This is a genomic window from Sphingobium chungbukense (assembly GCF_001005725.1).
Taxonomy (GTDB): domain Bacteria; phylum Pseudomonadota; class Alphaproteobacteria; order Sphingomonadales; family Sphingomonadaceae; genus Sphingobium; species Sphingobium chungbukense.
The window spans coordinates 179,498-202,206 of record NZ_LBIC01000004.1 but is presented as its reverse complement, the minus strand read 5'-3'; the positions used below and the strand labels follow the sequence as shown (position 1 = coordinate 202,206).

Here is a 22,709-nt window from a genome sequence, read left to right as displayed (position 1 = left end):
TGGGGATGGAGCTTTGATCCGCACGGAAGATATTTATGACGCCGCCACGGACGATGCGGCTTTCGACCGGCTGGCTTCCACGCTGGCGGGCGCCGTGGGCGCGCGTTCGGGGGTGCTGCATTGGGGCCATGCATCCGATCATGTCGCCGAGATTTCCTATTCGGGCTATTTTTCCGACGGGCAAATGGCGATTTACGAAGAGGAATTCCAGGACGACGACTTATGGGGGGCGGCGGTCGTTCGGGCCGAAGCCGTCAATCGCGTCTGGAATGTCGAGACGTTCGTATCCGATCATATCTATGAGGGCAGCCGAATCTACAATGAGTGGATCAGGCCCATGGGCGATGATACGTTTCGCTGTTTGGGCGGAGTGATCCACAGGGATGGCCTGACCGGCCATATCGGCCTGCATCGCGGCCGCGCGCAAAAGCCCTTCGATTCCCAGGAGGAGCGCGTGATCCAGGAGAATATGGGCCATATCGCCCGGATGTTCGCGATTCGCAGCAAGCTCGACCGCATCAATCACCGTGGCCGGTCCTTGCAGGCCACGCTCGATATGCTGGGGCATGCCGTCTTCACGCTGCGCCCGAACGGGACGCTGATCGACTGCAATCGGGCGGCGGATATGTTGCTGTGCAGGGCAGATGGGCTGACCTTGCGTCAGCGGCAGTTGAAGGCACGCGACCCCCGCGATGACGAAGCCCTGCAGACCGCGCTGAGGATCGCATCGGCGCGCGAGGGCGGGCAGGCCAGTGCGATCTTCATCCATCGGGCGGCGGATTCGCCCTATGTGCTCTCGATCGCGTCGGTGCGCGTCGGCGCGCAGCGGCAGATCGTTGCCATAGCCACGGATCCGAATGAAGAGGATGCAAGTCTTACCAGTCGCATTCGCGCGCTCTATGGCCTGACCAAGGCTGAAGCGGAGGTGGCTCAGGCGCTCTGCGCCGGTCGGGGCCTGGAGGAATTGTCCCAGGAACGGGGCGTGGCGCTCAATACCGTGCGTACGCAGATCAAGAATATCTATGCGAAGCTGGATTGCAGCCGTCAGTCCGAACTGGTGGCGCGCATCGGTGCGTTGCCGCGCTTGAGTGCTGCGAAGAACGGAGATTAAGGGCGCCCGGAATCTCCTGTTCCTGCAAAGGCAGGAGCATGACGTCAGGGCTGGGCGGGTACGGCAATGACGGGGGGAGGTGGGGTAATCTTCACCGTTTCGAACCGCTCTTTACGGCGCACGCCGGCGAGTTCTGGTGCGGCGGGAGGCGTAGCAGATGCGGTTGCCGTGGGAACGCGCTGGCGCATGCACTCATCCTTGTTGCCGCGCGGCGTCTGTATGCAATTCCACAGCGCGCGCTGCAAACCTGTCGCATCGTTGTGGATATAGGCGAAGGCCATGCTTTCCATCTGGTCGCCGGACAACGGCAGGCCAGCCGGCGCGGTGCCGATACGCCACGCCATGATCCGGCATTCCGGCCGGCCCGCGCAAAAGGTTTGCGCCAGCGCCGGCCAACTGTCCGGCGCCGTGTTGCGCCCCAGTTCGACCAGGAAGCTTTTCGCGCCCGGTGCGATCGCGATCAACCGCACGCCCGCCATCATCTTGCCCAGCGAGTCCGCCCCGATCGCCTGTTGCGGCTGCGCGGCCAGGTCATGCAATGCGCCCCCGGCGAGCAAGGCGGCCGACGGCACGACGACCGCGCCCGGCCCGCCCTGATGAGCGGCGGACAGTCGGGCGATACGCGCGATCAACGGCTCGCCATTGTCGCCCGTCCGGCGGAAGGCGGGCGGCGTGCCCCACCAGCCGCGCCAGCGGAAGAAGAGGTGGGTGCCCACCGCGCCGATCTTGTCCAGACTGCCACTCCAATAGGGAACCACCCAGTCGGTGTGATAATGGGTGGCATAGCCGACAGGCTTGTAGACCTTGCCCGCCAGCGCCGATCTGGCGATCTCCCGCGCCCTTTCCCATGCCGCCTGAGTGGGCGTGCGGGCGAGGGCGCCATCACAGGTGAAGGTGAACTGGCAGCCGGTGGCGCGTTCCTGCCCCTGAAAGACGACGCCGCAGACGGTCTTGGGAAAGGCGGGATGGCGTACGCGGTTGAGCACGACCTGTGCCACGGCCCGCTCGCCTGACGCATCGTCGCCCGCCTCATAAAGTTGCGCCGCGGCCAGACAGTCCGTAGCGCGGGCGAGATCGGTTTCGGATCCTGTGAAGAGGAAAGGCCGCGCCGCCGGATTGGGCAGGTGGGAAAAGGGCACGGCGGCGTTGAACGTTCGCGCCTGATTCCGGTCGAGCGCATAAAAATCGACCGGCTCTACCGGCGGGGGCGGGGTTGTCGGACGTTTGAGACGCGTGACCGAAACGGCGTCAAACGGATGCTTTGACGCGGGTATACGCCCTTCCCAGGTCGCGACCATGGCGGGCAGGCCGACGAACAGCATGAGCCAAAGCAGCCACGCCCATTTGCGTGGCTGGCCAGGGGTTGCAGCGTCGGTCATGCCCGGCCCGGAACTGCCTTATTCGGGCAGGAAGTCGGGCACCGACAAATAGCGTTCGCCGGTGTCATAGTTGAAGCCCAGAACGCGGCTGCCTGCGGCGAGTTCCGGCAGCTTCTGAGCGATGGCGGCGAGTGTCGCGCCGGAGGAGATGCCCACCAGCACCCCTTCCTCCCGCGCGGCGCGGCGGGCGAACTCCTTGGCGTCAGCCGGATCGACCTGGATCACGCCGTCGAGCAATTGGGTGTGGAGGTTTGCCGGGATGAAGCCAGCACCTATGCCCTGGATCGGGTGGGGGCCGGGCTGGCCGCCGCTGATGACATGGGACAGGGTCGGCTCGACCGCATAGACCTTGAGATGGGGCCAGAGCTGCTTGAGCACCTGCGCCACGCCGGTGATATGACCGCCGGTGCCGACGCCGGTGATCAGCGCGTCCAGGGGCGAGTCAGCAAAATCGGCGGCGATTTCCTGCGCCGTGGTGCGGACATGGACGTCGATGTTCGCCGGATTCTCGAATTGCTGCGGCATCCACGAGCCGGGGGTCTGCTCGACCAGTTCCAGCGCGCGCTCGATTGCGCCCTTCATGCCCTTTTCACGCGGCGTCAGGTCGAAGCTGGCGCCATAGGCCAGCATCAGCCGGCGACGCTCCAGGCTCATGCTCTCGGGCATGACCAGGATCAGCTTATAGCCCTTGACCGCCGCGACCATGGCCAGGCCCACGCCGGTATTGCCCGACGTCGGTTCGATGATCGTGCCGCCGGGTTTCAGGTCGCCCGATGCTTCGGCGGCCTCGATCATGGACAGGGCGATTCGGTCCTTGATCGACCCGCCGGGGTTGGAACGTTCGGACTTGATCCACACTTCCGTGCCTTTGGGTGCATCACCGAACAGCCGGTTGACGCGGATATGCGGCGTATTGCCGATGGTTTCCAAAATGCTGGATGCCTTCATTGCGCTTTCTCCTGCTTGGATTCAGCCGCCCCTTGTTCGGGTAGGATTTCAGGTGGGTCGAAGGTACGGGCAAGGCGCAGTTCTGGAAAGAGCCGTGCCCAGATAAGGGTTATCATAATGGCGCCGATGCCGCCGCCGATCACCGCCGCGACCGGGCCGACCAGTGCGGCGAGGAAGCCGGATTCCGCCTCGCCCAGTTCGTTGGAGGCGGAAATGGTGAGTTGCGACAGGCTGGACACGCGACCGCGCATCTCGTCGGGCGTATGAAGCTGGATCAGTGACTGGCGGACATAGACGGATACCATGTCGGCCGACCCCAGCAGGATCAGGGCGGCGATGCCGACTTCCGGCGCGATGGCGCGAGGCAGGAAGGCGGTACTGCCGAAGATGATGGTCGCGATGCCGAACAGGATGACGGCGCCCAGCATTTTCAGACCGACTTCGGTCTTCATCGGACGGAAGGAGAAGAAGAGTGCGGTGACACCCGCGCCGATGCCCGGCGAAGCGGCGAGATGGCCAAGGCCCGCCGACCCCACATGCAATATGTCGCGGGCATAGACCGGCAACAGCGCGGTCGCGCCGGCCAGCAGAACCGCGAACAGGTCGAGCGTGATGGTCGCAAGCACGAGCCGGTTGGTGCGGACATAGGTGAGGCCGTCGATCATCTGGCGCACCGGATGGCGGCTGGTGTCCCGGGGCGGCTGCGGCACCGGACCGATCAGCAGCATGCAGAGCAGGGCGACGGCGAACAGGCCCGATGCCAGCGCATAGGCGCCCCAGGGTTGAATGGCATAGGCATAGCCGCCCAGCGCCGGACCCGCGATCATCCCCGCCTGCCAGACGACGCTGGCAATGGCGATGGCGTTGGGCAGCACTTCGCGTGGCACCAGATTGGGGGCAAGGGCGCTGTAGGCCGGGCCGTTGAAGGCGCGAGCGATACCGACGATGGCGGCGATGCCGAAGATCAGGGGCAGGGTGATCCGACCCTCATAGGTTGCGAAGGCCAGGGTTCCCGACGCCAGCATCAGCAGCAACAGAGTGAAGCGGGTGATCTTGCGCCGGTCGAAATGGTCCGCCACCCAACCTGTCACGGGCGTCAGGAAGAAGAGCGGCAGGAATTGCGCAAGGCCGATCAGGCCAAGCTGGGCCGAGGCAGCCCCCGTGCTCATCGTTTCGCGCGCGACATTATAGGCCTGCCACGCCAGCACGACCATCATGCTGTATTGCGCGAGTACCGCCGTCAGCCGCCCCAGCAGATAGGCCCGGAAATCACCGAAGCGCAGGGGATGGTGCGGGATGGAAGGGCTATGCATCGGCCCTCCTTAGCGCCTGCACAATGACTCTCGCAACCTGATCGGTAGAGAAAAGGCGCAGCAATATTTGGGGTGGGGAAGGTGTGGCTTTAGGGGAAAGGGATCCCTGCCCGTAGGCTGGAGAGGCACCATGTTCCTGCCTTCGCAGGAACATGGTGGAAAGGGTCTAGCGATCCGGCTGCAACATGATCCCGCTCACCGATCCATTCCGCACGGAGCAGACGAAAGGCACTGACCGCTGACCATCGAAGGGGCCGACTTCGCCCTCGACTTCCCATCCTGTTGACATGCTGCTGGCGGCGATCCGCCCGAGGATTTTCGTGCCGGGTCCGGCCTCCTCCCGTGCCTTGGCGGCGCAGGCATTGCGCGCGGCCGTGGCGGTGCGGATCGGGCCATAGGCGGGCGAGGCGTAAGGTTGGCGCTTGGCGTCGCGTTCGGCCTGACGGTCGCGGGCGATGTCGCTGGCAATGGCGGCATCGGCGGCGCGATGCAGGTCGCGATAATCCTGCGCATGAACGGGAATGGCGGATGCCAGACCCAGTATGCAGATGCCCTTAATGCAGATGACCATCTTTCGCATGGCGTTTCTCCCCGTGCCTATTTGAACAGGCTGCCCAATATGCCGCGCACCAATTGACCCGCGATCCCGCCCGAGCTTTTGCGGCTGGACCCGCCGAAGACCGCGCGGCCAAGCTCATTGGCGACCTGACGGCCGACCGACGAGGCGGCGGAGCGGGTGGCGGACTGGATCGCCTTGTCGAAACCGGATGGCTTGGCGGCTTCGCGGGCGGCGGCGGCTTCCTGCCGGGCCTGTTCCTTGAGCTGGGCCTCGCGCTGTTTGGCCTCGACCTTCGCCTGGGCGGCGGCGGCCTTGTCGGCTTCGGCCTGCGCCTTGGACGCCTGCGCGGCGGCAGCGGCGGCCTGCCCCCGCGCGGCGAGGATCTCCTCGGCCGATTCGCGATCCACAGTCGTGTCATATTTGCCCGCGCAGGGCGAAATCGACTGGATGATCGCGCGCTCTTTGGCATCCACCGGACCCAGGCGCGAACGCGGCGGCGCGATCAATGTGCGCTGCACGATGCCCGGTGATCCATCCTCCTGAAGCAGCGACACCAGCGCCTCGCCCACCTTGAGTTCGGTGATGGCGGTTTCGACGTTCAGGTCCGGATTGACGCGGAAGGTATCCGCTGCCGCCTTGATCGCCTTCTGGTCGCGGGGCGTGAAGGCGCGCAGCGCGTGCTGGACCCGGTTGCCGAGCTGGCCCGCCACATCCTCCGGAATGTCGATCGGGTTCTGGGTCACGAAATAGATGCCGACGCCCTTGGAGCGGATCAGGCGCACCACCTGCTCGATCTTGTCGGTCAGCGCCTTGGGCGCGTCGTCGAAGAGAAGGTGCGCCTCGTCGAAGAAGAAGACGAGGACGGGCTTGTCCGGATCGCCGACTTCGGGCAGCGTCTCGAACAGTTCGGAGAGCAGCCAGAGCAGGAAGGTGGCATAGAGCTTGGGGCTCTGCATCAGCTTGTCGGCGGCAAGAACGTTCACATAGCCGCGGCCCTTCTCGTCGACTTTCAGCATGTCGTGAATGTCGAGCGCGGGTTCACCGAAGAAATGGTCGCCACCCTGGGATTCAAGCTGGAGCAATTGCCGCTGGATGGCGCCGACGCTGGCCTTGGTCACATTGCCGTAGCGGGCCGACAGGCTGTCGGCATTTTCCGCACAATAAGCCAGCATCGCCTGAAGGTCGCCGAGATCGAGCAACAGCAGCCCTTCCTCGTCGGCATATTTGAAGGCGATGGAAAGCACACCCTCCTGCGTTTCGTTGAGGTCCATCAGCCGCGACAGCAGCAGCGGTCCCATTTCGCTGACAGTGGTGCGGATCGGATGACCCTGTTCGCCGTACAGATCCCAGAATATGGCCGGATTGTCGGCATAGCTGTAATTCTCGATGCCGATTTCCTTGGCGCGGGCGACCAGCTTATCGGCATTTTTGGCGGTGGGCGAGCCAGCCATGGAGATGCCCGACAGATCGCCTTTCACATCCGCGAGGAAGACGGGGACGCCGAGCGCCGAAAAGCTTTCGGCAATGCCCTGCAACGTCACGGTCTTGCCGGTGCCGGTCGCGCCCGCGATCAGGCCATGGCGGTTGGCCCTGCGCAGGTTCAGCGTCTGAGGGATGCCGCCATCCTTGTCCGGTGCGCCAAGGCCGATGAAAATGCCGTCGCTCATTCCGTCATGCTCCCCAAAAGCTTCGGGCCACGCCCGCCGGAGTCTGTCGCCTCAGTGTAGAGGGGAGACAGGGTTCCCGGCAAGCGCGGCCCGTAACGATCCGCTGATTATCAGCGGTTTATTTATCGCGCAGCCGCACCGGCAGGAACACCGCAGGCTGGCCGCGACGCAGGACTTGCAGGAGGATCGCGCTGCGGCCCTGGGCCGACACCGCCTTCACCTGCGCGTCAAGTTCCGCCTGGGTGGCGACCGGCCGGTTGTTGGCGGTGATGATCACATCGCCGCGACGCAGCCCCTTGGCGCCCGCATCGGTCGAGCTGTCCACCGCGGTGATCACGATGCCGCGCGTGTCGGCCGCGATGCCGAGCTGGCGGATGATGGTCGAGGTCAACGGGATGGCGGAAATGCCGAGCGATTGCTGCGTCGCCTGGCCGCTGCCGGACTGGTCGTCCTGTTGCTGGTTGAAATCATCGTCCTGTTGCTGGGCGAAGGCGTTCAACTCATCCTCGGACGGGCGCTCGCCAACCACGGCGGTCACGGTCTGGCGCTGGCCGTTGCGCAGCAGCACGATCGGCACGCGCGATCCGATGGGCTGGTTGGCGACGATGGACGAGAGGTTCTGATCCGGCGTCACTTCCTGGCCGGCCACGCTGACGATCACGTCGCCCGCCTTGATCCCGGCCTTGTCGGCGCCCTTGCCGGGTTCCACGCCCTGCACGAACTCGCCGCGATTCTTGGCAAGGCCAAGCGAATCGGCCAGATCCTCGCCCAGCGGGCTGATCTGGATGCCCAGATAGCCGCGCTTGACCGCCTGGCCCTTGCGCAGCGTGTCGACGATCGGCGCGGCCTGTTCCGACGGGATGGCGAAGCCGATGCCGACATTGCCGCCCGAGGGCGAGAGGATCTGGCTGTTGATGCCGATCACATTGCCGCGCATGTCGAACATCGGGCCGCCGGAGTTGCCCTGGTTGATCGACGCGTCGGTCTGGATGAACTTGTCATAGGTGCCGCCGGTGCCGCGATGCACGGCGGAGATGATGCCCGCCGTCACCGTGCCCGACAGGGCGAAGGGGTTGCCGATGGCGATCACCCAGTCGCCCACGCGCGCCTTGGTGCTGTCACCGAACTTCACGAAGGGCAGGGCCTTTTTCGGCTCGATCTTCAGCACGGCGATGTCGGTCGCCGGATCGCGGCCGATCAGCTTGGCCGGATATTCCTCGCGGTTGGTCAGCGTGACCGTGATCGAATCCACCGACGCGCCTTCCGCGCCCGCCGACACCACATGGTTGTTGGTGACGATATAGCCGTCGGCCGAAATGATGAAGCCGGACCCCAGTGACTGGGCTTGCCGGGTTTGGGGCTTGCCGCCCGGTGCCTGGCCCTGGCCGAACAGGTCGCCAAATGGGGTGCCGGCAAAGGGATTCTGGACCTGCACCCGCTGTCTGGTCGAGATGTTGACCACGGCGGGTTGCAGCTTTTCGACCATATCGGCCAGACTGGCGGGCGCGCCGGCGGGAGCCGCTGCCTGCATGCCTTCATTTTGCGCGACTTGCGCGCCGACATGGGAACTGGTCGTGACGGCGATGGCCGTGCCGCCGAGCAGCAGGGCACCGGTAATGGCATAAGCGTAACGCACTCGTGACGGTCCTCTCATGAACTTGGCGAAGGAAGGGCGGGACTTTGCGATGAGCGGGATGCGCCGCCTTGCCTTAACCGTCATTGAATGGCGCTGGTTCCGTAATGAAATCAACGCCCCTGAAACTGTTTCAGGAAATCATTGTCGCGGGAGAGGACCATGGCGGTCGACCCCTGCTTGTCCGGGGAGAAGGTATAACGATAAGCCTGCATGGCGCGATAGAAATCGTAGAATTGCGCATCCTTGCCGAAGCTGTCCGAATAGATGCGGGCGGCATTGGCATCGGCTTCCGCGCGGATGATCTGCGCCTGCTTCGCGCCCTGGGCCCGGATCGTCAGCGCCTCCTGCTCGCGTGCGGTGCGCATGCGGGTGAAGGCGCTTTCCAGCGGCGCGCCATCGGGCAGGTCTGCGCGCTTGATGCGCACATCGACGATCTGGGCGCCATATTGGCGGGCAACCCGGTTCAGGCCGGCTTCAATATTGTCCATCACCTGGCCGCGCTCCGGCGAAAGCAGTGCTGCGAACGGCCGCTTGCCCAATTCGTTGCGCAGCGCGGAGCCGAGAATGGGTCTCAGCGCATCGGATACGCGGTCTTCGCTGCCCGCCGCGATATACATGCGCAGCGGATCGACGATGCGGTACCGGGCGAAGGCATCGACCTGCAAGCGCAACTGGTCGGTGGAGAGCACCTGCTGGCGTTCCATTTCCACGGACAGGACGCGCTTGTCGATCCAGACGACCTGGTCGATGAACGGCCAGCGAAGGATGATGCCTGCGCCGGTCTTCCCGAAATCCTCGTTCGGCCGGTATCGGTTGATGATCTTCTTGGGATCGCCGAAGCGCACGATCACGCCCTGCTTGGTTTCGGGCACGATCGCGATGGTGCTGCCGATCAGCAGCAGCGCGGCGATGGCGAGCAGCGCGAGCGCGACGGGATGGCGGACCAGGCCCTGCATCACTGGCCTCCCTCGGTCGTGGTGCCCTGGGCCGTGTTGGCCTGCGCCCGGCGCTTGAGTTCGGGCAGCGGCAGGAACGGCGTCACATTGCCGCTTTCGACGATGGTCTTGTCGACGTTCGCCAGGACGCCCTCCATGGTTTCATAATACATGCGGCGGCGGGTCACGTCGGGCGCGAGCTTATACTGCTCATAGACCTTGTCGAAGGCGGCGGCCTCGCCCTGCGCCTTGGCCGTCACCTGTTGCGCGGCGGCGCGGGCTTCATTGAGATAGGTCTGGGCAGTCTGCTGCGCGGCGGACACGGCCTTGAACGCGTCGTTGACCGCTGTCGGCGGGTCGGCCTGCTTGATCGCGACGCCCTGCACGCGGATGCCGGATTTATAGCCGTCGAGGATTTCCTGCATCCGCTGCTCGACCTGCTGCTCGATCTCGGTCCGGCCCGCGCCCAGCGCATCCTCCAGGCTGACGCTGGCGACGACCGAACGCATCGCGCTTTCCGCGACTTCGCGGACCGATGCGTCAGGATCGGACAACTGGAACAAATAAAGTTCGGGGCTGCGGATGTTCCAGCGCACCGAATAGGCAAGGTCGATGATGTTCTGGTCGCCGGTCAGTACCAGATTCTCGCTTTCCGCGCGGGTCGATCCGATGTCGATCGTGCGGATTTCCTCTACGTCAACGGTCGTCACATTCTCGAACGGCGCGGGCAAGGTCAGGCTGATGCCCGGCGAGAGGGTGCGGCTATATTTGCCGAGCAGGGTGACGACGCCGCGTTCCTGCGGACCGACGCGGTGGAAGCAGGTCAGGACCAGCCAGAGCACCACCAATATGCCGATGGCGGCAGGCCACAGCGCCTTGCCCGAAGGACGAGGCGGCAGGTTGCCGAAGCCGCCACCGCCGCCCTGGCCGAAGCTTTCCTTGCCGCGGCGGAGCAGTTCCTCGATCGCGGAGGGGCCTTTGGGACCGGAGGGGCGCCCCGGTTGGGTCCAGGGATTGCGCGGGCCGCCCTCGCGCCCGCCATCGCCGCCCTTGCCTTGGCCGTCGTTGCCGTCCGGCCCGTCGTTTTTACCGCCCCAGGGACCCTGGGCCATGGCGCTCGCAATGCGCGGCATCCACCCGAAAATTCTGTTCATCGCTCCTCTATAGGAAGGCTTTCCCACGAAAAACAGTGCCCTTCGCAACGATTATTGTTTCGAATGATGTCGCGGGGGATAAAAAAGGGGGCCGGCCGGTTTAACCGGAGGTCGAAAGCCATTAGATGGCGCTCCCATGACCGAGCTTGAAGATTTTGCCGCCCGCCTGAAAATACTGACCGACGGCCGCGCCAGCGCGCCGCGGGTCAAGGACGGCGTGATGTCGCTGGTGCTGGATGTGGCCGGCCTGTCGCTGGACCAGCGCGATGCCGTCGCCGCGGCGATCCGCGAGGGCGCACTCAACCTGCCGGACGTCAGCGACGTGCGTATCGCGATGACGGCGGAGCGCAAACCGATGAAGATCATCGCTGTCGCTTCGGGCAAAGGGGGCGTCGGCAAATCGACGCTTTCGGCCAATCTGGCGGTCGCGCTGCAACGGCTGGGTATCCGGGTCGGGTTGGTCGATGCCGATATTTACGGCCCGTCTCAGGCGCGACTGATGGCCAGCGAGGACAGGAAGCCGCAGGCGAAGGACAAGCAGCTTATCCCGGTGCTAAGCCCGCTCGGCATTCCGATGCTGTCGATGGGCCATCTGGTCGAGCCGGGCAAGGCGCTGGCCTGGCGCGGGCCGATGGCGGGCAATGCGCTGGCCCAGCTGATCGAGGCGGACTGGGGGGAAGTGGAAGTGTTGATCGTCGACATGCCGCCGGGCACGGGCGACGTGCAGCTTTCGATGGTGCAGAAGCACAAGCCTGCCGGAGCCGTCATCGTCTCCACGCCACAGGACCTGGCGCTGATCGACGCGACCCGCGCGGTCAGCCTGTTCGAGCAGACGCAGGTGCCGATGATCGGTCTGGTCGAGAATATGGCGGGCTATGCCTGCCCGCATTGCGGAGAGGTGTCGGACCCCTTCGGGCAGGGCGGCGCGGAGGCGGCGGCGGGCGAGATGGGCATGCCCTTCCTCGGCCGGATTCCGCTGGCGATCGACATTCGTCGCCGGTCCGACGCGGGCGATCCTCCCGCGGCGGGCGACGATGTGCATGGCGCCGCCTTCCGCGCGATCGCGGAAAAGGTAGCGGCGTGGCTGCGGCCTCAAGCAAAGTTTTGAAGGGGGAACGGCTTGCGTCCCTCCCGCGTCCTTCCCATGTCGAAAGGCCATTGGAGGGTGATATCATGCCGTTGACCGACGCACAGGACATTGCCGATCTGCTGAATGAAACCCGCACCATCGCGCTGGTCGGGATTTCCGACCGGCCCGACCGGCCGAGCTATGGCGTGATGAAGACCTTGCAGGACCATGGCTATCGCGTGTTGCCCGTCAATCCGCAGATCGCGGGCGAGCATGTGCATGGCGAATTCGTTTGGGCGCGCTTGTCCGACATCGGCGTGCCGATCGACATGGTCGACATCTTCCGCCGCAGCGAGGCGGCGGGCGAGGCGGTGGACGATGCCATTGCCGCCGGTGCCAAGGCGGTCTGGATGCAACTGGCCGTGGTGAACGAAGCCGCCGCCGCCCGCGCCGAGGCCGCGGGGCTCAAGGTCGTGATGGACCGTTGTCCGGCGATCGAGATACGTCGCCTCCAACTTGCGCCGATTGACGCGCAATAAGGCTTTCCAGTCGTCCCAAGCCTCTTTATCAGCGGGGCTATGGGGCGCGCACCGCGGAAGCTGGGTCAGCAGAAGACAAGAGGTTTGAACCGGCGCACGCTGCTGATCGGCGGGGGCGCGAGCGCGGGGTTGCTGCTGGCGTGGGCGGTGTGGCCAAGGGCCTATCGCCCGAATCTCAATACCGCGCCGGGCGAGACCGCCTTCAACGCCTTCCTCAAGATCGACCGGGCCGGGCAGGTCATCGTCATCGTGCCGCAAACGGAGATGGGGCAGGGGATCAGCACCATCTTGCCGCAGATATTGGCGGATGAACTAGGCGCCGACTGGCGTACGGTCGGCGTGCAGAGCGCGCCGGTCAGCCCGCTCTATGCCAACACATTGTTGGCGCGCGAATGGCTGGCCAATGACTGGAGCCGCCTTGCCGGGGCGGCGGGCGACTGGACGATCGACCAATATGCGACCCGCCGCGCGCTGATGCTGACGGGGGCGGGCACTTCCCTGCCGATGTTCCACCAGGCCTATCGTGAGGCGGGCGCGGCGGCGCGCGTGCTGCTGTGCAAGGCGGCGGCGGCGCGCTGGGACGTGGCGTGGGAAAGTTGCGATATCCAGAACGGCATCATCTCCGACGGCGGCCAGCGCAGGCTGAAGATCGGGGAGGTGGTGGAGGATGCTGCCACTTATGACCTGCCCGACATATTGCCCTTCCGTCAGACGGATGCGGACAGGCTGGCCGGGCAGGAACTGCCGCGGCTCGATACGCCTTCCAAGATCGATGGCAGCCATAATTTCGCTGCCGACATCCGCCTGCCGGACATGGTCTTTGCCTCGATCCGGCAGGGACCGATCGGCGATGCCGTCCTGAAAAGCGTCAATGAGGGCGCGGCGAAATCCGTCACCGGATTCCTCAAGCTCATCCGGCAGGAACGCTGGGTGGCGGCGGTCGCCAACAACTGGTGGGCGGCGAACAAGGCGCTGGACCTGGCCGATCCGGTGTTCGAGCTTGCCGGTACGCCCGTCGACAGCGGGGGCATGGAAGCGGCGCTGGAGCAGGCCTTTGCCGCATCCTCCGGCGAGCGGCTCTATGCGCAGGGCGATGTCCAGCCGTTGGCTCAGGGCGCGGCGATCCTTGCCAGCGAATATAAGGTGCGGCCGGGGCTGCATCTGGGGCTGGAGCCGATGTGTGCGACGGCGCGGATCGGCGATGAAGGTGCGGAAGTCTGGATGGCGAGCCAGGCGCCCGGCCTGGCGCGTGCCGCCATTGCGAAAGCGTTGGGGTTGTCCGTGGGGGCGGTGACGCTCTATCCGCTGCATGCCGGTGGCGGTCATGGGCGTCGGATGGATTTCGAGCCGGGCGTGCAGGCGGCGCTGCTGTCCCGCGAAATGGGGCGGCCGGTGCAACTGCTCTGGTCGCGGCTGGAGGATGTGATCCAGGACCGGCCCAGCGCGCCAGCCCATGCGCGCATGGCGGGCAAGCTCGGCCGCAACGGCGCGATCGAAATCTGGTCTGCCAAGGTCGCTGCGCCCTGCGCAATGGCGCAGACCTGGGCGCGTATCGCCCATCACAGACTGCCGCACGAGGCGATTGCGGACACGGCCGGCGTTTCGAGCCGGCTGGCGGTGGCAGGCATGGAACTGCCCTATGCCGTGCCCAATTGGGCAGTGGAGCATTTCCCCGCCGAGATCGGCCTGCCGCTGGGTTTCGCGCGAGCCAATGCGCATCTGCACGGCGCCTTCTTCACGGAGAGTTTCATCGACGAAATGGCGCATCAGGCGCAGATCGAGGCGATGTCCTTCCGCATCCAGATGCTGGGCGGCAATCCGCGTCTGGCGCATTGCCTGGCGACCGTGGGCGCCATGGGCGGCTGGCAGGGCGGGATCGCCGGGAGCGGGCAGGGACTTGCCGCGCACAGGATCAACGGTGCCTATATTGCCGTCATGGCGGAGGCGGGGATTTCCGAGGGCAAGCTACAGGTCGGCCGGATCATCGCCGCCGTCGATGGCGGGGAACAGGTCAATCCCGACATCGCCCGGCAACAGATCGAAAGCGGGCTTGTCCATGGGCTGGCGCTCGCCATGGGGGCAGCCATACCCTATGCCAAGGGCATGCCGACCCGCGCGATATTGGGCCGCATGGGGCTGCCCCGGCTGGGCGACATCGGCGAGATCACGGTCGAGTTGATCCGCAGTACCGCGCCGCCCACGGGTCTGACCGACGTGGCCGCGCCCCTGGTCGCACCTGCCATCGCCAACGCGCTGTTCACCACGGCCGGGCGTCGTTTCCGCAACTTGCCGCTGCTGATGGAGGGATAATGGGCAAGATCGGCATCCTCCTCATCAATCTTGGTACACCCGGCGCGCCCGACACAGCGTCCGTGCGACGGTATCTGAAGGAATTTCTTTCCGACCCCCGCGTGGTCGAATTACCGCAATGGCTCTGGCAGCCGATATTGCGTGGTCCGATCCTGATGACCCGGCCGCGCAAGTCGGCCCATGCCTATCGACAGGTGTGGATGGAGCATGGCTCTCCGCTCGCGGTCTATACCCGTGCCATCTCTTCGGCGCTCCAGCAGGGTTTGCCCGAACTGGTCGTGGATTGGGCGATGCGCTATGGCAATCCCTCCATCGCCTCGCGACTGGAGGCCATGGTCGCCGCGGGATGCGACCGTATCCTGCTGGCGCCGCTTTATCCGCAATATTGCGGCGCGACGACCGCGACGGCGCTGGATGCGGCTTATGAAGCCCTACGCAAGATGCGCGCGCAGCCTGCCATTCGTACCCTTACGCCCTATTATGCGGACCCAGCCTATATCGAGGCGTTGCGCGCCTCCACACTGACTCAGTTGGCCGCGCTCGACTTCGCGCCCGACCTGTTGATCGCCAGTTTCCACGGCATGCCGGAGCGGACGCGGCTGCTGGGCGATCCCTATCGCGACCAGTGCGTGGAAACGGCGCGATTGCTGGGGGAGGCGCTGGGCTGCGAAGTACGGGTGACGTTCCAGTCGCGTTTCGGCCGGGCGAAATGGCTGGGACCGGCGACGGATGACAGTCTGAGGAAACTTCCCGGCCAAGGCGTCGGAAAGGTCGCGGTGCTGACGCCCGGATTTGCCGCGGATTGCCTGGAGACCGTAGAGGAAATCGCTATTCGAGCCAAAGCGGACTTTATCGCCGCCGGTGGTCATAAATTTGTCCATTTGAGTTGTTTGAACGCGTCACGGGACGCTATGAACCTGTATGAGAATCTGGCCCGTCGCGAACTGGCCGGCTGGTTGGAGAGGTGAGTTTCGTCCGTCACTATTTTTAAGGAGAGCCGATATGAGCAAAGTTGCAATCGTCACGGGCGGGACGCGTGGTATCGGCGAGGCAATCAGCCTGGCGCTCAAGGAAATGGGTTATACGGTCGCGGCAAATTATGCCGGCAATGAGGCAAAGGCGCAGGCCTTTACCGAGCGGACCGGCATAGGCTCCTTCAAATGGGACGTGGGTGATCACCAGGCCTGTCTGGACGGGTGCGCGCAGGTGGAAGAAGCGCTGGGGCCGATCTCCATCGTCGTCAACAATGCGGGCATCACCCGCGACGGCGTGCTCGCGAAGATGAGCTTCGACGACTGGAACGAGGTGATGCGCATCAATCTGGGCGGTTGCTTCAACATGGCGAAGGCAACCTTCGGTGGGATGCGTGAGCGGGGTTGGGGCCGCATCGTCAACATCGGCTCGATCAACGGCCAGGCCGGCCAATATGGTCAGGTGAACTATGCCGCCGCCAAGTCCGGCATCCATGGTTTCACCAAGGCGCTGGCGCAGGAAGGCGCGAAATATGGTGTGACCGTCAATGCCATCGCGCCTGGCTATATCGACACCGACATGGTCGCCGCGGTGCCCGCCGCCGTGCTGGAAAAGATCGTCGCCAAGATCCCGGTCGGCCGTCTTGGCCATGCCGATGAAATCGCGCGAGGCGTCGCCTTCTTCTGTAGCGAGGATGGCGGCTTCGTGACCGGCAGCACGCTGTCGATCAACGGCGGCCAGCATATGTATTGATGGATGGGTTGGTCGACATGCAGTGGGGACGAGCCCGTACACGGCGATTTTCCGGGCTCCCCTGTTCGAACATCCGCCTTTTCGGTTCCCCCTGAACGCGATGTCGGCTGAACGTGAAGATGGCGCTTCGGCGGCGCTCTTCGCGCCGCCTGTCAAGCGTAGCGTGACCATCGCGGGCCATCAGACCGCCATCAGCCTGGAACCGATATTCTGGGAAGCCCTCCGCGCGGCCGCCGTGCGCGAGGGCTTGCCTGTCAATGCGCTGATCGCGCGTATCGACGTGGCACGCATGGCGGCGGACGATCCCCCCAATCTGGCCAGCGCGATAAGGTGCTGGCTTTTCAGGGATAATATGCGGCCATAAAATAATAATTATTCGCAATAGCATTGACTATGCGAACGAGTCGCAATAGCAGATGCCCCGGAATAGAGAAAAGGGGTTCTGTTTCCATGTCCAAAGCAATGTCACATTCTTCCTTTCTGGCGCTTGGTTGCGTCAGTGCCATGGCCTTCGCTTCCACCGTTCAGGCGCAGGACGGCGCGCAGGGCGCCAAGCTCGGCGGGATGACGGTCACCGACACGGCGATCGATGAATCGGCAGTGAAGGTCGAGAAGGCGGAATCGCCCAAATATGTCCGGCCGCTGCTGGACACGCCGCAGACCATCACCGTGATCGGCAACCAGACGATCCAGAAACAGAATCTGCTGACGCTGCGCGATGTGCTGGCGACCGTGCCGGGCATCACCTTCGGTGCCGGCGAGGGTGGCGGGGGCTATGGCGACAGCATCAACCTGCGCGGCCAGAGTGCGAACACCGACATCAGCATCGACGGCGTGCGCGACAGCGCTCAGTACAGCCGCACCGATCCGTTCAATCTGGAGCAGATCGAAGTCACCAACGGCGCCAACAGCGTCTATGGCGGCTCGGGTGCGATCGGCGGCAATATCAATCTCGTCACCAAGCGGCCCAAGGCCGATGACGAAACGCTGATCCAGGCGGGGGTCGGCACATCCGACTATTATCGCGCGACGATCGACAGCAACGTCCGGGTGAATGACCGGATCGCGGTGCGCCTGAACGCCATGGTCCACGAAAATGATGTGCCCGCACGGCAGGTCGATCATTACAAGCGTTGGGGCGTCGCACCGTCGGTCAAGCTGGGCGTGGACGGTCCTACCTCCCTGACACTGCTCTATGTCCATCAGGAGGACAGGAACACGCCGCTCTATGGCGTGCCTTATTACAAGAACGGCATCTATGACGGTCCGCTGCCGGGCGTGCCCTACAGCGCCTATCTCGGCTACAGGAATATCGACCGTCAGGATCAGACGGTCGATCAGGCCACCGCCATCTTCGAGCACAGGTTCAGCGATCTTCTTTCCATCCGCAATCTCTCGCGCTGGCAGCGGGTCGAGCAGAATCTGGTGGTCGATCCGCCGCAGGCGGGCAGCTACTGCCTGTCGAGCGGCCTGACCCAGGCGGGTATCGCCTGCGCGGCGGGACAGGTGCCTGGCACCTATTACCCCGGCGGTCCGCGCGGTAATTTCCGCTTTTCCGAGAACCAGGCGCTCTACAACCAGCTCGATCTGACCTTCGACATTCCCGGCGGCCACAGGCTGGTGCTGGGCACCTCCGCCATGCAGGAGGATTATGCGCTCGACAGCGGCAATGTGCTGCGCAACGCCAATGGCGCCACGCCCAATCCGACGCTCAATCCGATCGCCATCGGAACGGCGACGGACTATAGCGGGCCGGTCAATAGGATCCGCACCGGCCACCAGGACGGCGACCTGTTCAATGTCGCGGCCTATGCCTTCGGCGTGGTCAAGCTGATGGATCAGCTCGAACTGAATGGCGGCCTGCGCTACGAATATAATCGCGGGAAATTCCGGTCCGACACCATCGCCACGCCTGCCCTGGGAGGTGCCTCCACCCCCGGCGCCGGTCAGGTCGCGAAGGACCATCTCTTCTCCTATCGCGTCGGGCTGGTCTATAAGCCGGTCGAAAATGCCAGCCTCTATATTGCCTATGGCAATTCGAAGAATCCGACGGCGACCAGCGTGCGGTCGGGCTGCGGCCTGGCGGCTGCGGCGAATTTCAACAACGATCCCTGCGATCTGTCACCCGAAGAGGCGCGCAATTATGAGATCGGCGCCAAGGTCGATCTGTTCGACAGCCAGCTTCAGTTGACGGCGGCACTGTTCCGCAACGAACGCACCAACTATCGGGTGGCGACCAATGACCCGTTCGTCGGCAACCTGCCGGTGGGCGACGGCCGGAACCGGGTCAATGGCGTCACGCTCGGCGCGTCGGGCAATATCACGTCGCGCTGGACGATCTTCGCCAACTATACCTATCTCGACAGCAAGGTGTTGCAGAGCGTTTCGGACCATTGCCTTGCCAATCCCTGGACACCGGCTGTCTCGGCCACGACCAATGGCTGCGGCAATAATCCGTCGGTGATCGATCCGCAGCGCGGCCAGCAACTGACCAACACGCCGCGGTATTCAGGCAGCCTGTTCACCACCTACAATTTTCCGTTCGGGCTGCAGATCGGCTATGGGCTGACCTACCAGGGCAGCTTCTTCCTGACCAACCGGGCTCTTGCGACGCCGCTGGTGGCGAACAGTATGGCGATCGTGCCGCTCTTCAAGTCGGACTCCTATGCGGTGCATCGCGCGATGCTGTCTTATCCGATCACGGAGAATCTGTCGGCGCAACTCAACGTGCAGAATTTCACCAACAAGAAATATTATACGAGCATCCGCAACAATGGCTGGGCCAATCCCGGTGAGGGCCGGTCCTGGGTGCTGACCTTGGGCTACAAGCTCTGATTGTCCTCCTTCCCCCGGCATTCGTCCCTTGCCGGGGGATATGGGCGGGTGGCGATACAATCCTCTCCTCCTCGGGTCGCCACCCGTCTTATTTTCATATACGAATGAGTCGCATTACTATTAGCGTTATGGCCCGGCCAAAGGGAATCTGCCATGTTTCGTTCAGCGGATAGGGTGATGGAAGATGCTGCGGATGAACTGATCGTCCCATCCCCGGCTGCGCCGGCGCCGGTTTCTCCCTATCTCGTTCCGCAGTCCGATCTTCCTGTCTCTCGCTACGGCGTGCGGCGCACGGTCCATGTGCCGGCGGTCATGCTCATCATCCTGGTCCACGCGGCGCTGATCACGGTGCTGGTGCAGGCGCGCCAGCATGTCCCGCGCTTCAAGGAGGTGCGTCTCTCGGTCGTGAACCTCTCGCCGCCCCCACCCCCGCCCGCCGCCGAAGCCCCGCCGCCGCCGTCGCGGCCTGCGATTGTCGCACCCCCGCCGCTGGTGCCTGTGCCCGTGCCGCCAACCCCTGCCGTCGCGACCACGCCCGATCCAGTGTCCGTTCCCTCCGCATCGCCCGTCGCCGTTCCGGTGCCCGTTGCCGCGACGGCCACAGCTGTCGTCCCGAACATTGTGCAGGGAGGGGATATCGGCACGCAGATGGTCGCCGGAAAGCCGCCTCGTTATCCGATCGAAAGCCGTCGCAAGCGCGAACAGGGAATGGTGATACTCGATTTGACATTGGGCATTGATGGCGCGGTGGAAAGCATGACCGTGACGCAGAGCAGCGGGTTCCCGCGACTGGACAATGCGGCGCGCGACGCCGTGCGCGGTTGGCGTTGGAAACCGATGATCCGCGATGGGCAAGCCGTTCGCGTCAGGGGAATCGTCGAGATTCCTTTCGTCTTGCGCAGGGAATAAGCCCGGCAGTGGCACCGTCGGCAAAATGATTTTGTTTCGCAATAGTGTTTGACTATGCGAACGCGTCGCAATAACTGGAACCCAAGAAGATTAGGCAATAGGGGCTCCATCACCATGCAAGACGACAATCGCCGCCGCACGACACCGGCCTTCCTGGCCTTGGGGTGTGTGGGGGCGTTGGTTTCGAGCCCTGCGCTGGCGGTCGACAGGGCGGAGGACATGTCTGGCGCGGCTGCCGACCAACAGGCGGACGCCAGCCAGATCATCGTCAATGGCCGCTATAATCAGGACATTATTTCGCCCAAGGCGACCGCGCCGCTGATCAATACCCCCCGCTCGATTGCGATCGTCAGCGAAAATGTCATCAAGGATACGGGCTCGGCCACGCTGGTCGACGCGCTTCGTACCGTGCCCGGCATCACCTTCGGCGCGGCGGAGGGCGGCAATCCGATTGGCGACCGTCCGTTCATCCGTGGCTTCGACAGCCAGGGCAGCACCTATGTCGATGGTGTGCGGGACAGCTCCGCGCAGTCGCGCGAAGTCTTCGCCGTCGAGCAGATCCAGGTGGTGCGCGGTTCCGACAGTTCGCTGGGCGGGCGCGGCAGCGCGGGCGGATCGCTCAACATCATCACCAAGCTTCCCCGCGACCGCGATTTCGCCGCCATGGACCTGTCCTATGGCACCGCGGACTATAAGCGGATCACGGCGGACCTGAATTACCGGCTGACGGATTCCATCGCCTTCCGCGTGGCGGGCATGTGGCATGACCAGGATGTGGCCGGACGCGACGCCATCTGGCAGAAGCGCTGGGGCGTGGCGCCCTCGCTCACCATCGGCCTGAATGCGCCGACGCAACTGACGCTTTCCTGGTATCATCTCGATACGGATGAACTGCCCGACAGCGGCATTCCCTACACCTATGCCTGCTCAACGACCGTGTGCAACGCGCCCACCGGCTTCACTTTTTCGCAGCCGGCCGTCGGCGATGTGACCCTGGCCAACGGCACCAAGGGACATGTCGACCGCGACACCTATTATGGCCTGAAGGATCGCGACTTCCGCAAGAGCAAGACGGATCAGTTCACCGTCCGCGCGCAGCATGATTTCGGCGGCGTGACGTTGCGCAACACGGCGCGCTACAGCCGCAACGACCAAGCCTATATCTATACCCAGCCCGATGACAGCCAGGGCAACGTCTTCAACACCGGTCAGGTTTGGCGCCGTGCCAACACCCGCTATGGTGCGGTCGACACGCTGACAAACCAGATCGATCTGTTCGGTAAGTTCAACACCGGCGCGATCGAGCACAGCTTCTCCGCCGGTGCGGAACTCAGTTGGGAAAAGGCGCGTCGCGGCACCTATAATGTGACCACGCGCCATTTTTCGACCGGCACCACCAATGGTCCCTCGTGCAGCGTGGCGCAGGTCGCGACCTTCGATTGCACCAGCCTGTTCAACCCGAACCCGTCCGATCCCTGGGTCAATTATGTGAACGGCAACTATGCCGCCACCGGCCCGATCACCCGCACCACGCCGGGACAGGAAACGCAGAACGACGCCCATACCAAGGCGATCTACGCCTTCGATTCGATCAGCATCGGCCCATCGCTGATCGTCAATCTGGGCGCGCGTTATGACGATTATCATTCGAAGGTGACGTTGCCGGTGATCAACGGCGTGTCCCCGACCGTCAGCCGCGACGACGGCGTGTTCAACTGGCAGGCGGGCGCGGTGTTCAAACCGACCGCGAACACCAGCCTCTATGCCTCCTACGCAACCTCGGCCACGCCGCCCAACAGCCTGATCGGCGAAGGGCAGGAGGGCAATTCGCTGGGCACGATCGCCACCACCACGACCCCGGCGAACACCGCCACCGCCATCGCCGCATTGCGGGCCGCTGCGGAGGAAACGCTGAAGGTCGAGCGCACCAAATCCTATGAAATCGGCGCCAAGGCGGACCTGTTCCATTCGCGCCTGTCGCTGAACGTCGCACTGTTCCGCACGGAAACCAAGAATGCCCGCGTGACCGGCGCCGACAACACGATCCAGTTCATTGGCGAACGGTTGATCAAGGGCGTGGAATTCGGCTTCAACGGCGAAATCCTGCCCAAGTGGAGCGTCTTTGGCGGTTACACCTATATGGACGCGAAGATCGTCGAGGGCGGCTTCACCGCGCTGACCGCGGCGGCCGTTCCGGGGCAGGCGGCCAAGACCGTTCTGGTGGAATCGGTCAACACCGGCCGCCAGTTCCCGCAGACCGCCAAACACAGCTTCTCGCTGTGGACCAATGTGGAAGTGCTGCCCAAGCTGAATGTCGGCGGCGGCGCCTTCTACATGAGCCGGGTCTATGGCGGCTATGCGGACAACCGCACAGCCACGCAGAACAGCGCGGGCGCGGTCACGGTCAGTCCGGCTACGAAGACCATCGCCCGCTCCGTTCCCAGTTACTGGCGCTTCGATGCCCGGGCGAGCTATGATTTCAACGAGAAGATCGGTCTTTCCGTCAATGTTCAGAACCTGACCGACAAGAGCTATTTCAGCCAGGCCTACAGCAACCATTATGCGATGCTCGCACCGGGCCGGTCGGCCTTTGCGACGCTCAGCATCAAATATTGATGCG

Annotated in this window: 18 protein-coding genes; 10 read left to right on the top strand and 8 right to left on the bottom strand. The window is 64.2% G+C overall.

Annotated elements, in window-relative coordinates; all coding sequences use genetic code 11:
- The first annotated feature begins 13 nt into the window (after nt 1–13).
- Nucleotides 14–1,111: a helix-turn-helix transcriptional regulator gene (locus YP76_RS10295; RefSeq protein ID WP_046763510.1), complete on the top strand. Its 1,098-nt coding sequence runs from the start codon at nt 14–16 to the stop codon at nt 1,109–1,111.
- Nucleotides 1,112–1,155: 44 nt separating this feature from the next.
- On the opposite strand, the gene YP76_RS10290 is transcribed toward YP76_RS10295, so the two are convergent.
- The 8 genes from YP76_RS10290 to hflK all read right to left on the bottom strand — a co-directional run bounded on the left by YP76_RS10290 (nt 1,156) and on the right by hflK (nt 10,702).
- Entirely contained in the window at nt 1,156–2,490 is a 1,335-nt protein-coding gene (locus YP76_RS10290; protein WP_046763509.1) for a cell wall hydrolase, read from the bottom strand.
- An 18-nt stretch (nt 2,491–2,508) separates the two neighbouring features.
- Nucleotides 2,509–3,438: a cysteine synthase A gene (gene cysK / locus YP76_RS10285; protein ID WP_046763508.1), complete on the bottom strand. Its 930-nt coding sequence runs from the start codon at nt 3,436–3,438 to the stop codon at nt 2,509–2,511.
- Nucleotides 3,435–4,751, bottom strand: a complete 1,317-nt coding sequence (locus YP76_RS10280) for an MFS transporter (RefSeq protein WP_046763507.1) — start codon at nt 4,749–4,751, stop codon at nt 3,435–3,437. Before YP76_RS10280 ends, cysK begins: the two co-directional genes overlap by 4 nt.
- 166 nt (nt 4,752–4,917) lie before the next feature.
- Complete coding sequence (locus tag YP76_RS10275; RefSeq protein ID WP_046763506.1) at nt 4,918–5,331, bottom strand: hypothetical protein; 414 nt, start codon at nt 5,329–5,331, stop codon at nt 4,918–4,920.
- Nucleotides 5,332–5,348: 17 nt separating this feature from the next.
- Nucleotides 5,349–6,977 (bottom strand): helicase HerA-like domain-containing protein, encoded by a 1,629-nt coding sequence (locus YP76_RS10270; protein WP_046763505.1) that lies wholly within the window; start codon nt 6,975–6,977, stop codon nt 5,349–5,351.
- A gap of 118 nt (nt 6,978–7,095) precedes the next feature.
- Complete coding sequence (locus YP76_RS10265; RefSeq protein WP_046763504.1) at nt 7,096–8,613, bottom strand: Do family serine endopeptidase; 1,518 nt, start codon at nt 8,611–8,613, stop codon at nt 7,096–7,098.
- 110 nt (nt 8,614–8,723) lie between these two features.
- Nucleotides 8,724–9,569, bottom strand: a complete 846-nt coding sequence (hflC, locus tag YP76_RS10260) for a protease modulator HflC (protein WP_046763503.1) — start codon at nt 9,567–9,569, stop codon at nt 8,724–8,726.
- Nucleotides 9,569–10,702: an FtsH protease activity modulator HflK gene (gene hflK / locus YP76_RS10255; RefSeq protein WP_198147462.1), complete on the bottom strand. Its 1,134-nt coding sequence runs from the start codon at nt 10,700–10,702 to the stop codon at nt 9,569–9,571. The genes hflC and hflK overlap by 1 nt, the downstream gene beginning before the upstream one ends.
- 136 nt (nt 10,703–10,838) lie before the next feature.
- On the opposite strand from hflK, the gene YP76_RS10250 reads away from it, so the two are divergent.
- The 9 genes from YP76_RS10250 to YP76_RS10210 all read left to right on the top strand — a co-directional run bounded on the left by YP76_RS10250 (nt 10,839) and on the right by YP76_RS10210 (nt 22,705).
- Nucleotides 10,839–11,810: an Mrp/NBP35 family ATP-binding protein gene (locus YP76_RS10250; RefSeq protein ID WP_046763502.1), complete on the top strand. Its 972-nt coding sequence runs from the start codon at nt 10,839–10,841 to the stop codon at nt 11,808–11,810.
- 65 nt (nt 11,811–11,875) lie between these two features.
- The gene (locus YP76_RS10245) at nt 11,876–12,310 is read left to right on the top strand and encodes a CoA-binding protein (RefSeq protein WP_046763501.1); all 435 of its coding nucleotides are present in this window, start codon (nt 11,876–11,878) and stop codon (nt 12,308–12,310) included.
- A gap of 39 nt (nt 12,311–12,349) precedes the next feature.
- On the top strand, nt 12,350–14,620 hold the full coding sequence (locus YP76_RS10240) for a molybdopterin cofactor-binding domain-containing protein (protein ID WP_046763500.1): 2,271 nt from the start codon (nt 12,350–12,352) through the stop codon (nt 14,618–14,620).
- Nucleotides 14,620–15,588, top strand: a complete 969-nt coding sequence (gene hemH, locus YP76_RS10235) for a ferrochelatase (RefSeq protein ID WP_046763499.1) — start codon at nt 14,620–14,622, stop codon at nt 15,586–15,588. Before YP76_RS10240 ends, hemH begins: the two co-directional genes overlap by 1 nt.
- Nucleotides 15,589–15,622: 34 nt before the next feature.
- A complete protein-coding gene (gene phbB / locus YP76_RS10230; RefSeq protein ID WP_046763498.1) occupies nt 15,623–16,345 on the top strand; it encodes an acetoacetyl-CoA reductase in 723 nt (240 codons plus the stop codon).
- Between the two features lie 100 nt (nt 16,346–16,445).
- Nucleotides 16,446–16,709, top strand: coding sequence for a ribbon-helix-helix domain-containing protein (locus YP76_RS10225; RefSeq protein ID WP_046763497.1), 264 nt, complete (start codon nt 16,446–16,448; stop codon nt 16,707–16,709).
- Nucleotides 16,710–16,795: 86 nt separating this feature from the next.
- Nucleotides 16,796–19,180, top strand: coding sequence for a TonB-dependent receptor (locus YP76_RS10220; RefSeq protein ID WP_046763496.1), 2,385 nt, complete (start codon nt 16,796–16,798; stop codon nt 19,178–19,180).
- Nucleotides 19,181–19,333: 153 nt separating this feature from the next.
- The gene (locus YP76_RS10215; protein ID WP_052757379.1) at nt 19,334–20,089 is read left to right on the top strand and encodes an energy transducer TonB; all 756 of its coding nucleotides are present in this window, start codon (nt 19,334–19,336) and stop codon (nt 20,087–20,089) included.
- Between the two features lie 114 nt (nt 20,090–20,203).
- Complete coding sequence (locus YP76_RS10210) at nt 20,204–22,705, top strand: TonB-dependent receptor (protein ID WP_046763495.1); 2,502 nt, start codon at nt 20,204–20,206, stop codon at nt 22,703–22,705.
- Nucleotides 22,706–22,709 lie beyond the last annotated feature (4 nt).